9 protein-coding genes and 1 pseudogene are annotated in these 13,210 nt (G+C 70.9%); 5 read left to right on the top strand and 5 right to left on the bottom strand.

The genetic code is table 11. The annotated features are described in order from the left end of the window. Positions 1-471: hypothetical protein (locus C4313_RS09240; protein ID WP_352429575.1), on the top strand; the 471-nt coding region annotated here is incomplete at its 5' end. A 7-nt stretch (positions 472-478) separates the two neighbouring features. On the opposite strand, the gene C4313_RS09235 is transcribed toward C4313_RS09240, so the two are convergent. The 4 genes and pseudogenes from C4313_RS09235 to C4313_RS09225 all read right to left on the bottom strand — a co-directional run bounded on the left by C4313_RS09235 (position 479) and on the right by C4313_RS09225 (position 5,694). After that, positions 479-1,816, bottom strand: coding sequence for a UDP-glucose dehydrogenase family protein (locus tag C4313_RS09235; RefSeq protein WP_352429574.1), 1,338 nt, complete (start codon positions 1,814-1,816; stop codon positions 479-481). A gap of 38 nt (positions 1,817-1,854) precedes the next feature. Then, positions 1,855-3,402, bottom strand: a complete 1,548-nt coding sequence (locus C4313_RS11705) for an ABC transporter ATP-binding protein (RefSeq protein ID WP_503012462.1) — start codon at positions 3,400-3,402, stop codon at positions 1,855-1,857. A 111-nt stretch (positions 3,403-3,513) separates the two neighbouring features. After that, positions 3,514-4,359 (bottom strand): annotated as a pseudogene (locus C4313_RS11700) (ABC transporter permease); the annotation flags it as partial. A gap of 147 nt (positions 4,360-4,506) precedes the next feature. Further along, on the bottom strand, positions 4,507-5,694 hold the full coding sequence (locus tag C4313_RS09225) for an ABC transporter permease (protein ID WP_352429572.1): 1,188 nt from the start codon (positions 5,692-5,694) through the stop codon (positions 4,507-4,509). Between the two features lie 670 nt (positions 5,695-6,364). Here C4313_RS09225 and C4313_RS09220 point away from each other — a divergent pair. The 4 genes from C4313_RS09220 to C4313_RS09205 all read left to right on the top strand — a co-directional run bounded on the left by C4313_RS09220 (position 6,365) and on the right by C4313_RS09205 (position 10,855). Continuing rightward, positions 6,365-7,669, top strand: coding sequence for a hydroxymethylglutaryl-CoA reductase, degradative (locus C4313_RS09220; protein ID WP_352429571.1), 1,305 nt, complete (start codon positions 6,365-6,367; stop codon positions 7,667-7,669). A gap of 489 nt (positions 7,670-8,158) precedes the next feature. Continuing rightward, complete coding sequence (locus C4313_RS09215; RefSeq protein ID WP_352429576.1) at positions 8,159-9,208, top strand: hydroxymethylglutaryl-CoA synthase; 1,050 nt, start codon at positions 8,159-8,161, stop codon at positions 9,206-9,208. Between the two features lie 15 nt (positions 9,209-9,223). After that, on the top strand, positions 9,224-10,381 hold the full coding sequence (locus C4313_RS09210; RefSeq protein ID WP_352429570.1) for a thiolase domain-containing protein: 1,158 nt from the start codon (positions 9,224-9,226) through the stop codon (positions 10,379-10,381). Positions 10,382-10,417: 36 nt separating this feature from the next. Then, positions 10,418-10,855 carry a Zn-ribbon domain-containing OB-fold protein gene (locus C4313_RS09205; protein ID WP_352429569.1) on the top strand — a complete coding sequence of 146 codons (438 nt, stop codon included), beginning with the start codon at positions 10,418-10,420 and terminating at the stop codon, positions 10,853-10,855. A gap of 6 nt (positions 10,856-10,861) precedes the next feature. Here C4313_RS09205 and priA read toward each other — a convergent pair. Next, on the bottom strand, positions 10,862-13,210 hold a 2,349-nt coding region (gene priA, locus C4313_RS09200; RefSeq protein ID WP_352429568.1), incomplete at its 5' end, for a replication restart helicase PriA.

Raw genomic sequence — 13,210 nt, 5'->3', positions numbered from 1 at the left:
TGGCGGGGCGGCCCCGCGCCGGCCCCTCCGCCGCGCCCCCGGGTCGAAACCGGGGTCGCCCTGACGCGGGACCCGGAGGGAGCCTGGTGGATCGCGGTCGGGCGGCAGCGATATCGGCATCTGCGGGAGATCCATGACCATCAGGCCGCGATGCGGGTGCTGGAGGCCTTCCGGGCGATGCGGGCGATGCTGGAGGGCTCCGAGCCCCTTCCCCTTGCTGGGCCTGGAGGCTTTCCCCTCCCCGCCGAGCAATTGAACCGGGTCCTCCGGGATCTTCTTCTGGAACGGCCGGACCTCTCCCCGCCTCCCGTGCGCTTCGAGACCCGGCCGGACGGGTCCTTGGCCATCGTGGTGGGAGGGACGCGCTACGAGCGGCTGGAGGACGTAGCGGACCCGACGCTGCGGGACCTCCTTCGGGAGGCGGTGCGGCGCTGGGCGGAGCGCCCAGGGTCCTCCGCGGGGGCGCCGTGAGGGGCCCTCAGCCGCCGGCCGCCCGCGGCGGATGGTTCTGGTTGTAGCCCCGTCCGATCCCCCGGTAGATGAACCCGAGGTCCCGCATCATGTCGGGCTCGTAGATGTTGCGGCCGTCGATGATGACGGGGCGTCGCATCAACTGGCGGATGCGCGGGAGATCGAGGTGCTTGAACTCGTTCCACTCGGTGACCACCACCAGGGCGTCGGCCCCCTCGGCCAGCGCGTAGGGATCCGGGCACATGATCAGTTGGGGGAGCACTCGGGCAGCGTTGGGCATCGCCACCGGATCGTAGGCGCGGACGATGGCGCCCTCGCGGAGGAGGTACTCGGCGATCTCCAGGGCCGGCGCCTCGCGGATGTCGTCGGTGTTCGGCTTGAAGGCCAGGCCCAACAATCCGACGACCGTGTCCCGCAGGTCCTCCAGGATCTCCTTGAGTTTCCACACCACCCGGCGCCGCTGGTCCCGGTTGATCTCCACGACGGCCTGGAGCAACTGGGGATGGCAACCGTGGACCATCGCCATGTGGATGAGGGCCTTCACGTCCTTGGGGAAGCATGAGCCGCCCCACCCCACCCCCGCGTCCAGGAAGGCCCGGCCGATGCGCCGGTCGTAGCCCATGCCGGCGGCCACCTCTTTGACATCGGCGCCCAGGGCCTCACAGATGTTGGCGATCTCGTTGATGAAGGAGATCTTGGTGGCCAGGAAGGCGTTGGAGGCGTATTTGATCATCTCGGCGGTCCGCAGGTCGGTGATCATGATGGTGCTGCGCAAGGGGAGGTAGAGCTGGGCCACCTTCTCCGCCGCCTCCCGGTCCAGGGAGCCCAGGACGATCCGGTCGGGGTTCATGAAATCGTAGACCGCCGAGCCCTCCCGCAGGAACTCCGGATTGGAGACCACCCAGAAGGGAATGGGCCGCTGCTGGCGGCTCCGCACGATATCCGCCACCCAGTCCCCCGTCCCCACCGGGACGGTGCTCTTGTTGACGATGATGAGAGGATGGTCCATGACCTCCCCGATGCGCTCGGCAGCCATGCGCACGTAGCGCAGGTCTGCCTCCCCGTCCACCCCCTCGGGGGTGCCCACGGCGATGAAGACGAACTCGGCCGGGAGCCCGTTGATGCCCTCTTCATAGGAGAGGGTGAAGGAGAGACGGCCGGCCTTCATGTTGCGGCGGACGATCTCCTCCAGGCCGGGCTCGAAGAGGGGCAACCGCCCCTCCTGGAGCCCAGCGATCTTCTCCTCATTGATGTCGAGACAAGCGACGCGGTTGCCCAGGTCGGCCAGGCAGGCCGCGGTGGTCAGGCCCACGTATCCGGCGCCGATGACGCAGATCCGTTTCATCCCTCCACCTCCGGAGATCCCGAGCCGGGGATCCGCCTTCAGCCGGCGAGGGCCGGCGCCTCGGCGGGCAAGACGCCAGCCATCAGCAGGCCCACCTGCTGCAGGGTGGCCTCGGCGGCCTCGAGGGTGGCCACGATGCGCCCCTGATACATCACGGCGATGCGATCAGCCAGGGAGAAGATCTCGTCCAGTTCCGTGGAGACCAGGAGCACCGCGACCCCCTGGTCGCGCATCTCCACGATCTTGCGGTGGATGTATTCGGTGGCTCCCACGTCCAGCCCCCGGGTGGGTTGGTTGGCCACCAGCAGGCGGATCGGCCGGGAGAGCTCCCGGGCGGCGATCACCTTCTGCTGGTTCCCCCCGGAGAGGGCGCGGGCCGGCGTGTCGGGGCCGGGGGTCCGGATGTCGTAGAGGGCGATCAGCCGCCGGGCATGATCCATCACCGCTGCGGGCTGCCGCCGGATCCCGCGGGCAAAGGGCGGGCGGTCGTAGGTGCTCAGGACGAGGTTGTCGGCCACCGAATAGGGCAGCACCAGCCCATGCTTCAGGCGGTCCTCTGGGATATGGGCCACCCCGCGGGCGATCAGGAAGCGGGGCGGCCGGTTGGTGATCTCCTCGCCCTCCAGGAGGACGCGGCCGGCCGCAGCGGGGCGCAGCCCGACCAGCGCCTCGATCAGTTCCGTCTGCCCGTTGCCCTGCACCCCGGCGATGCCCAGGATCTCCCCAGCCCGCACCGAGAGACAGACCCCGTTGACCACCATGGCCCCCCGGTCGTCTCGCACATAGAGGTCCTCTACCCGCAACACCTCGGGGCCGGGTCGGGCGGGGGCCTTCTCCACCGTCAGCATCACCTCCCGGCCGACCATCATGGCGGCCAGGTGGGCCTCGTCGGCCTCCGCAGGGGTCAGGGTGCCCACCACCCGCCCGTTGCGGAGCACGGTGATGCGGTCGGCGACAGCCAGGACCTCCTTCAACTTGTGGGTGATGAAGATGATGGAGACCCCCTGCTGCTGCAAGTGGCGCATCACCCGGAAGAGCTCCTCGGTCTCCTGTGGGGTCAACACGGCCGTCGGCTCATCCAGGATCAGGATGTCAGCCCGGCGATAGAGGGCCTTGAGGATCTCCACCCGCTGCTGCACGCCCACCGGCAGGTCCTTCACCAGGGCCTCCGGGTCGACTTCCAGGCCGTAGCGGCGGGAGAGGGCCCGAACCTCGTCGATGGCCCGTCGCCGGTCCAGGAAGGGGCCGCGGCGGATCTCCTGGCCCAGGATGATGTTCTCGGCCACGGTGAAGACGGGGACCAGCATGAAGTGCTGGTGGACCATCCCGATGCCCAGGCGGATGGCATCGCTGGGGCTGCGCAGCTCCACCGGCTGCTCCTTCACGTAGATCTCCCCCTCGTCGGGATGGTAGAGGCCATAGAGGATGTTCATGAGGGTGGTTTTGCCGGCACCGTTCTCCCCCAGGATGGCGTGGATCTCCCCGCGGCGCATGGAGAAGGTCACGTGGTCGTTGGCCACCACGCCGGGGAACCGCTTGACGATGCCGACGGCGTGCAGGATGGCCCCGTCGGCAGCGGGGGGGATCGGGACGGGAGCGGTCGCCCGGCGGCGGGGGCGGGCCGCTTCCTTCTCATAGGGCTGGCCGTCGGCGGCCGGCGGGAGGGTGCGGCCGACGATGCCGGTGAGGACCAGCATGGTCATCACGTAGGGCACCATGCCGACGAACTGGGAGGGAGCGGGGAACTGGAACTGCTGGGCGTTGGCCTGCAGGGCCTGGGCCGCGCCGAAGAGCAGCGTGGCCGCCCACGCCCCGAAGGGGGTCCAGTTGCCAAAGATCATCGCCGCCAGGGAGATGAACCCCCGGCCGTTGGTCATCAGGGGCTCGAAGGCGGGGACCGATTCCAGGGTGAAGTAGGCCCCGGCCAGGCCGGCCATCGTCCCGCCGGCGATCACGTTGATGTAGCGGACCCGATAGACGTCGATGCCCAGGGTGTCGGCCCCCCGCGGGTGCTCGCCCACCGCCCGCGTGCGCAGGCCCCAGACGGTGCGGAACAGGAGGATGTGGACGGCGATCACCAGGAGGGGCGCCAGCCAGGTGATGGGCTGCTGACTGAAGATCGACCCGACCAGCGGGAGGTTCGAGAGCCCGGGGAGGGAGATGCGGGGGAGCACGCCGGGGGAGTGGGGCATCTCCCCCCCGAAGAACAACTGGCGGTTCAGGTAGCCGGTGATCCCCACCGCCAGGATGTTGATCACCGTCCCGCTGATGATCTGGTCGGTCCGGTAGGTCACCGAGAGGACGGCGTGCAGCAGACCCAGCAACGCCCCGCTGAGGATGGCCACGGCCACCCCGAGCAGCAGCGCCACGAGGCCAGGGGCCCCCGCGTCGTAGATATACAGCGAGGCGGTGAAGCCGGCGAAGGCGGCCGTCAGCATCATGCCCTCGATGGCGATGTTCACCACCCCGCTGCGCTCGCACAGGATCCCGGAGAGGGCCCCCAGCACCAACGGCGTGGAGACGCGGATGGTGGTGGCCAGCATGCTGACCACGATGACGGCCGCCGGGTAGCGGCCGTAGCCCAGGGCCACCGCCGTGCCGAAGATCAGGGCGATCACGCCGATGACGAAAGCGAACCGTCGCGCGTCCATTCCCTGTTGCCCCCGCGCCAGGATCGGGGAGCCAGGGGCTCACACCTCGCCCCAGCCCCGGGTGAGCACCATCCGCTCGGCTTCGGCGGCCCGCCGGAACAGAGGGCGATAGAGGGCCCGCACGATGGCCTCGGCGGCCACGAACATCAGGATGAGGGCCTGAATGACCGAGATCAGGTCCACCGGGACCTGGGTGAGGAACTGCATGCGGCTGGCGCCGTTACGTAGGGCGCCGAACAGGAAGGCGGCCAGGACGACCCCGAATGGATGCACCTTGCCCAGCAGGGCGATGGCGATGGCGTCGAAGCCGTAGCCCAGGTTGAAGCTCAGTTCGTGCCGGTAGTTCAGCCCGGTCACCTGCACAGCCCCGGCCAAGCCGGCCAAAAAGCCGCTCATCGCCATGGTGAGGACGGTGGTCCGGACGATGGGGATGCCCGCGTAGCGGGCCGCGTGGGGGTTCAGGCCAACGGTGCGGATCTCGAAGCCCATGGTGGTCCGCCACAGCACCCAGGCCACCACCAGGGCCATCGCCAGGGCGATCAGGAAGCCAGCGTGGAGGCGGAGGTCCGGGTCGGGCAGGAGGCGGGGCAGACGGGCGGTCTCGGCGATCCGGGGCGTGCGGGCGACCACGTTGGTTGGGCTGGGGTCCCGCATGGGGCCGTTGAGGAGATAACTGGCCATCAGCAGGGCGATGTAGTTCATCATGATCGTGTTGATGACCTCGTGGCCGCCGGTGCGGGCCTTCAGCCAGCCGGGGATGGCGGCCCACACGGCCCCGGCCATGGCCCCGCCCAGCAGGGCCAGCGGCAGATGAAGGAAGAAGGGGATGGATCCGCCGACCAGGCCAGGCAAGGCATAGCCGATCCACGCGGCCACGATGGCCCCCAGGGCCAGTTGACCCTCGGCCCCGATGTTGAAGAGCCCGCCGTGGAAGGCCAGGGCGATGCCCAGGCCGGCGAAGACATAAGGTGTCATCTGCACCAGCGTCTCGCTGAGGGCCTTGGGAGAGCCGAAGGCTCCCTCCCAGAGCCCGCGATAGGCCAGGAGGGCCAGGGCAGGCTTCCCGGTGGCGACGGTCACCACCGCCCCCCCGATCAGCAGCGCCGTGACCACCGCCAGGACCGGCGTCCATAAGGCCCCGCCCGCGACGGACCGCCGCAGGGCAACGGTAAGGCGGTCCAGTTGCGCCCCCCAAGCCTGCACCCGCGCGCGCGCGCTGCGTTCCACGGCTCACTCCCTGTCGGATCTGCCCATCGTCTTCGATTTTATCCACATCCCCGGGGCGCAGCGAACGCCCTTGGCCTAGGGCGCGGGATCAGCAGGCGGTGGCATGGGGATCCAAAAGGGACGCCGGCGAGGAGATCGTGGGGAGCCCCCAGACCATCGGGGGGGCGACGGAACCTACCCCTGCTGGGCTCCCATCCCCTTCACTGTAAAACCAACAACCGGACCCTCTTCCTGGACGGGTGGCCCGTTACCGCACGAGAGGGACGCAGCGCGCTGGGCCTCGGCTGCATCGGGGTTGGGAAGCCGGTCGAGGGCCTGCCCCCATCATCCTGCTGAAAGCACAAGTGGGCCGGCTGCCCTCTCCCGGACAGATCCGTTCCCGGTGCGGTGGCTATGGAGCGAAGAGACGTTCACCGTCGGGCAACAAGGATCCTTCGGCGTTGTAGTGAACCATGCGCCCTCCACTTCAATGGCGAACCGGCCGGATCTCGGCGTCTTTTATGGGCGAAAATACGCCTTAAAGCCCAATATTTGCGCGAACAAATCGTTAAAAGAAGGTAAAAAGCGGCGCTGAAGCGAAAGAAATGGACTGGAGCGGGATGGCCATGAGAGGGGATGGTGGGTCCTGGATAGGTTTTGACAGGGCGCCCGGGGTAAGATGTTGGATGATATGGGTGTGCAGACCTCGCGGTATCCGGGGTTTTACCGGTTGTCGCCGGCTGAGCGGGCCCGCTGGGTGGCCGAGCAGGTGGGCCTCTCCCCGGAGGAGGCCTCGCTCCTGGAGAGCGGCGGGCTGACGGTGGCGGAGGCCGATCACCTGGTGGAGAACGTCATCGGCCGGTTTGCGCTCCCCCTGGCCGTGGCCGTCAATTTCCAGGTCAGCGGCCGGGAGGTGCTGGTCCCCATGGTCGTCGAGGAGCCCTCGGTGGTGGCCGGCCTCTCCCACGCGGCCCGCCTCGCCCGGGCGGGCGGCGGGTTTCGGGCCGGCAGCGAGGAGCCAGTGATGCGGGGCCAGATCCAGGTGGTGGACGTGGCCGATCTGGAGGCCGCTGCCCAGGCGGTGCGGGCGCGGGAGGAAGCCATCCGGGCGGCCGCCGAGGCGGCCACGCCGTCCATTGTCGCCCGCGGGGGTGGGTTCCGGGGGCTGGAGGTGCGCCGGTTCCCCGAAACCCCGGCCGGCCCCATGCTGGTGGTCGACCTGTTCTACGATGTCCGGGACGCCATGGGAGCCAACGCCGTCAACACGGTCTGCGAGGCGGTGGCCCCGCTGGTGGCCGAGGCGACAGGCGGCCGGGTGGTGCTGCGGATCCTCTCCAACCTGGCGGACCGCCGCCGGGCCTGGGCGGAGGTCCGCATCCCGGCGGAGGCCCTGGCGGCGCCGGGCTTCCCCGGCGAACGGGTCGTCCAGGGGATCCTGGAGGCCCAGGCCCTGGCCGAGGTGGATCCCTATCGGGCGGCGACCCACAACAAAGGCATTATGAACGGCATCGATGCGGTGGCCATCGCCACGGGGAACGATTGGCGGGCCCTGGAGGCTGCTGCCCATGCTTATGCGGCCCGGGAGGGGCGCTACCGTCCCCTCACCCGGTGGTGGCGGGAGGCGGATGGGGCCCTGGGCGGGCGGATCGAGCTGCCGCTGGCGGTGGGCGTCGTGGGGGGGACCACCCAGGCGCATCCCCTGGCGCGGGTGGCTTTGAAGATCCTGGGGGTCGCCTCCGCCCGGGAGCTGGCGGAGATCATGGCGGCCGTCGGCCTGGCCCAGAACCTGGCGGCGCTGCGGGCCCTGGCCACCGAAGGGATCCAGCGGGGCCATATGGCCCTGCACGCCCGCCAGATCGCCATGGCGGCGGGGGCTGTCGGCCCCGAGGTCGAGGCGGTGGCCGAGCGCCTGGTGGCCGAGGGGAACATCCGGCTGGCCCGGGCCCAGGAGATCCTACAGGCCTTGCGCGCGGATCATCCGCCGGAGGGAGCCTGATGGCGTATCGGGTGGGCCTGGAGCGAGGCGCCCAGGGGGGACACCTGGCCTGGGTCCTGGAGGATCCGGGCTGCTTCGCCTTCGGCCACACCGAACGGGAGGTCCTGGCCCGGATCCCCCAGGCCGTGCGGGAATATTTGGCCTGGCTGGGCGCCCACGGGATCCCCGCCGCCGGCCCCGGGGTCCCAGAGGGCTTCCCGGTGGTGGAGATCTTCTGGGGTGCGGGCTGGGCGACCCCCCGGCGGACGTCTGGGCGCACCTGCGGGCAGCCCGGCGCGCCCGGGAGGAGGCCCTGCAGGATTGGGCCGGGCGGTCGCTGGGGGTCAGTGTGGAAGGAGCGTTCGGGTCGCCCCGCAAGGCGCTGCGGCGGGCGGCCTGGCACGAACGGGATCCCGTGGCCCATCTCCAGCTGCTGCGCAGCGCCTTGGGGCGCTGACGAGTCCGGATGCGGGAGGACCGACGGTGCGCAACGGGCATGGGATTGAGCTCATGAAGCCGCTTCGTGCGGTGGGGTTGGTCGGCTACGGGGCCTATGTGCCCCGGTATCGGCTGCCGGGGGCGGAGATCTCCCGCCTGTGGACAGGCGGGGCGGAGCCGCCGCCGGTGCGGGAGAAGGCGGTGCCGGGCCCCGACGAGGATGTGGTCACTATGTCCATCGAAGCGGCCCGCAACGCCCTGGCCCGGGCCGGGATCGCCCCGGAGCGCCTGCGGGCGGTATGGGTCGGCAGCGAGTCCCACCCGTATGCGGTCAAGCCCAGTTCGACCATTGTGGCCGAGGCCATCGGGGCCACCCCCCTCGTTCAGGCAGGGGATTGGGAGTTCGCCTGCAAGGCCGGGACGGAGGCCTTGCAGGCGGCTGTCGCCCTGGTCGGCTCGGGGATGGCCGACTACGCGATGGCCATCGGGATGGACACCGCCCAGGGGCGGCCCGGTGACGCCCTGGAATACACTGCCGGGGCCGGCGGCGCGGCCTTCATCGTCGGCCCCGCCGAGGAGAGCCTGGCCCTCCTGGAGGGATCCCTCTCCTACGTCACCGACACGCCGGACTTCTGGCGCCGGGCCCACGCCCGCTACCCGGAGCACGGCGGCCGTTTCACGGGGGAACCGGCCTATTTCCACCACATCGCCGAGGCCGCGCGGCGCCTGATGGAGGCCCTGGGGGCCCGGCCCGCGGATTACACCTACGCCGTCTTCCACCAGCCGAACGTGAAGTTCCCCCAGAAGGTCGCGGCGATGCTGGGCTTCCGGCCGGAGCAGATCCGGGCGGGGCTGCTGGTCGACGAGATCGGCAACACCTACGCGGGGTCGTGCTTGATCGGGCTGGCGGCCATCCTTGATGAGGCCCGGCCGGGCGACCGCGTCCTCGCGGTCTCCTTCGGCTCCGGGGCCGGCGCCGACGCCTTCTCCTTCGTGGTCACGGAGGCCATCGGCGAGCGGCGGGACCGGGCGCCCCGGACCCGGGACTACATCGCCCGGCGGGTGGTGATCGACTACGCCACCTACGCGCGCTATCGGAAGAAGATCGTGATGGACACGTAAGGGCGGGAGGCGGGGATGCGGGAGGTGGCCATCATCGGCATCGGACAGACTCCGGTGGGGGAGCACTGGGACAAGGGCCTCCGGGAGCTGGCCTTAGAGGCGCTGGAGGCGGCGATGCGGGACGCCGGTGTGGAGCGGGTGGAGGCCCTTTACGTGGGGAACATGCTCTCGGGGCAGATCGAGGCCCAGGAACACCTGGGGGCCCTGGTGGCGGACTTCGCAGGGATGCACGGGGTGGAGGCGGTGAAGGTCGAGGCGGCGTGCGCCTCGGGGGCCGCCGCGCTACGCGTCGGCTACGCCATGGTCGCCGGCGGGCTGGCCGATCGGGTGGCGGTGGTGGGGGTGGAGAAGATGACCGATGCCTCCGGGGAGGCCATCACCGTCGCCCTGGCCACGGCCGCCGACGCCGAGCACGAGGGGGTCCACGGGATGACCTTCACCGCCCTCAACGCCCTGTTGATGCGCCGCTACATGCACGAACACGGCTACCGGCGGGAGGACTTCGCCCCCTTCGCCATCAACGCCCACCGCAACGCCGTCCACAACCCCTACGCGATGCTGCGCTTCCCCATCACGGCAGAGGCCTTCGCCGCCGCCCGGGTGATCGCTGACCCCATCACCTTGCTGGACGCCTCGCCGGTGTGCGACGGGGCGGCGGCGGTGATCCTGTGCCCGGCCGATCAGGCCCGGGCCTTCCATGAGCGGCCGGTGCGCATCCGGGCCTCTGCCATCGCCACCGACACGGTGGCGCTCCACGACCGGCGGGATCCCCTCTGGCTGGAGGCAGTGGCCCTCTCCGCCCACCGGGCCTTCCAGCAGGCGGGGGTGCGCCCGGAGGACATCGACTTCTTCGAGCTCCACGACGCCTTCACGATCATGGCGGCCCTCTCCTTGGAGGCCTGCGGCTTCGCCCCGCGAGGACGAGGGGTGGCGATGGCCCTGGAGGGGGAGATCTTCCGGGAGGGCCGCCTGCCGATCGCGACCATGGGTGGGCTGAAGGCCCGCGGCCATCCGGTGGGCGCCACCGGCCTCTACCAGGTGGTCGAGGCGGTTCTGCAGCTGCGGGGCGCGGCGGGCCTCAACCAGATCCGCGACGCCCGGCTGGGGATGACCCAGAGCATCGGTGGCACCGGCGCCACGGTGATCACCCACATCCTGGAGGCCATGGCGTAGGCCTCCGCCATCCCTGACAAAAGGAGGAGACGAGCGATGCATCCAGCGCGCGCATGGCGAGGACGGCAGCAGCGCTATCGTTTGATCGGCGAGGTCTGCTCCGGGTGCGGGGCGCGTCTGTTCCCGCCCCGGGACGTCTGCCCGGCGTGCCAGCGGCCGGCGCGCACGCCCTACCCCTTCTCCGGACGGGGGGAAGTGTATTCCTACACCGTGGTCTACGAGCCTCCCGCGGGATATGAGGAGCAGGCCCCCTACATCGTCGCCCTCATCCAGTTGGAGGAGGGCCCGCTGGTATCGGCCATGCTCACCGACGTCCACCCCGAGGAGGTCTACATCGGGATGCCGGTGGAGATGGTCACCCGCGTGCTTCACCGGCAGGGCGAGCGCGGGGTGATCGCCTACGGCTACAAGTTCCGTCCGCTCCTCCGTCAGGCCCTCCCGGCCGTCGCCTCGGCGGAGGCCGCGCGGGCCTGACAGCCCTCACAGCACGTCCTGGGGGTCCACATCCACCCGCCAGTCCGGCGGGAGGGGGAAATCCTGCAGCCAGGCGATCGGGTCGGGGCCCCGGAGCAGGATGTGCCAGCGATACAGCCCCCGCAGGCGGCTGAAATAACACGGCGCAGGGCCGATGAGGGCAGCGGCGGGAGCCCCTTTGCGCGCCAGGTGCTCGCGCAGGGCATCCGCGAGGACGGCGGCGGCCTGTTGGGCCTTGTGGGGATCGGCGTGCCAATACAGCAGGCGGACCAGGCGGGCGAAGGGGGGGTAGCCGTGGGCCTTCCGGAAGGCCAGTTCCCGACGGTAGAACCCGTCCAGGTCGTAGCGGGCGGCCGCCGCGATGGCCGGGTGGTCCGGTCGATAGGTCTGCAGGATGACGCAGCCCCCGAACAGGCCCCGCCCGGCCCGGCCGGCCACCTGGATCAGCAACTGGAAGGTCCGCTCGGCGGCCCGAAAGTCGGGCAGGCCCAGGCCCACATCCGCTAGGACCACCCCCACCAGGGTCACCAGGGGCATGTCCAGGCCCTTGGTCAGGACCTGGGTGCCGATGAGGACATCCGCCTCTCCCTCCGCGAACCGCCGCCAGATCAGTTCGTGGGCCGCCCGGGTCGGGGCGGTGTCCAGATCCCAGCGCAGCACCCGGGCGTGGGGCCAGCGGCGGCGGACCGCCTCTTCCACCGCCTGGGTGCCGATGCCCATGCCTTTCAGGCGCCGCGAGCCGCAGCGGGGGCATCGGGCGGCGGGGGGCTCCACCGCCCCGCAGTGGTGGCAGACCCAGCGGGTCGGTTCGTGGTGCTCGGCCAGGGGGAGATCGCAGCGGGTGCAGCGCACCATGGCGCCGCAGTCCCGACAGAAGATGAAGGGAGCGGCCCCCCGCCGGTTGAGGAAGAGGATGGCCTGCTGGCCGCGGCGGAGCACCTGATCCAGGGCCCGCTCCAGGGGCCGGCTGAAGATCCCTGGGTTCCCTGCCTTCAGTTCCTGGCGCATGTCCACCACTTCCACCGGCGGCAGCCCTGCTGCCAGGGCGTCCCCTTCCACCGCTTCAAACCGGTCGAGGGTGGCCCCGAACTGCCGCGCCTGCTCCGCCAGTCGCCGCCGGTGCCCCAGGAAGCGGCGGGGGAGGGCGACCGTCTCGAGGAGGCCGCGCTCGGCCTGGTGGCGTAGTTCCACACCCGGGGTGGCGGTGCCCAGGATCACCACCGCCCCCGCCAGACGGGCCAGGGCCAGGGCGGCGTCCACCGCGTGGTAGGCTGGCAGGGGGTAGGGGATCTCAGGGCTGACCTTCTGCTTGTAACTGGGGTCATGGGCCTCGTCGATGACGATCAGCCCGAGGTCGGGGATGGGGACGAAGAGGGCGGACCGGGTGCCTACCACCACGCGGGCCCGGCGCTGACGGATCTGCTCCCACAAGAGCCGCTCCTGGGCCGGGCTCATCCCCCCGGTCCACACCACCACCTGGCCGGGGAAGCGGGCCTCGAAGCGCCGTGCGGTCTGGGGGGTGAGGGCCAGTTCGGGGACCAGGACGAGGGCCCCCTTGCCCCGGCGCAGGGTCTCGGCCACGGCCCGCAGGTAGAGTTCCGTCTTGCCGCTGCCGGTGATCCCATAAAGGAGCAGGGCGTGGAAGCGCCCAGCCTCCAGGGCCCGGGCGACGGCCTGCCAGGCCGTCGCCTGATCCGGGGTGAGGTCCGGCGGCTCCTCCGGGACGTAATAAGGATCCGCGGCTGCCCAGGCCGGCGCCTCCGTGAAGGCGAGCAAGCCCCACTGGGCCAGGCGGCGTAGGTCGACCTCCGTCGCCCCGGTCTCCGCCCGGACGGCGTCTACGGGGAGGGGCCGCCCGGCCTCTTGCAGCCGGTCCAGGATCCGCCGCCGGCGCTCCTCGATCGCCCGGGTCCGGCCCAGGCGGAACCCGGGGGTGGGCGCCTGGACCAAGCGGACGAGCCGGATTAGCGGGGGACGGCGCTCGCCGATCCGCCAGCCCCGCCGGATCCAGCCCCGCTGGAGCAGCCGCTGAAGGGCTCGCCGGCGCTCCGCCAGGGGGAAATCCCGCAGCACCGCGTGGACCTGGCTGTGGGTCAGGGGCCCCTCCGCCAGGGCGTCCAGCAGGATCTGCTCGGCAAAGGAGACAGCGACCGGCCGCGCGAGGGGCCGATCGGGGAGCGTCCGCTCATAGCAGGCCTCCCGACGAGGGGTGAGGCCGAGGGGGACCATCAGGCGGAGGCACTCGTTGAGAGGGGCCAGATAGTTCCGGCTCAGCCAGGAGGCCCATTCCAAGTGGATGGGGTCCAGGACCGGCTGCTCCGCCACCAGGCGCAGCACCGCCCGGCGCGGGCGGCC

Source organism: Thermoflexus sp. (assembly GCF_040289485.1).
GTDB lineage: Bacteria > Chloroflexota > Anaerolineae > Thermoflexales > Thermoflexaceae > Thermoflexus.
Note: the sequence above shows the minus strand (reverse complement) of the source record. Positions and strands in the feature narration are given on the sequence as shown.

What these genes read in the sequence shown, in the direction of transcription:
- C4313_RS09210 (WP_352429570.1), top strand. Translation starts at nt 9,224, where the DNA reads ATGCGGGAGGTGGCCATCATCGGCATCGGACAGACTCCGGTGGGGGAG.
- C4313_RS09220 (WP_352429571.1), top strand. Translation starts at nt 6,365, where the DNA reads ATGGGTGTGCAGACCTCGCGGTATCCGGGGTTTTACCGGTTGTCGCCG.
- C4313_RS09215 (WP_352429576.1), top strand. Translation starts at nt 8,159, where the DNA reads ATGAAGCCGCTTCGTGCGGTGGGGTTGGTCGGCTACGGGGCCTATGTG.
- C4313_RS09235 (WP_352429574.1), bottom strand. Translation starts at nt 1,816, where the DNA reads ATGAAACGGATCTGCGTCATCGGCGCCGGATACGTGGGCCTGACCACC.
- C4313_RS09205 (WP_352429569.1), top strand. Translation starts at nt 10,418, where the DNA reads ATGCATCCAGCGCGCGCATGGCGAGGACGGCAGCAGCGCTATCGTTTG.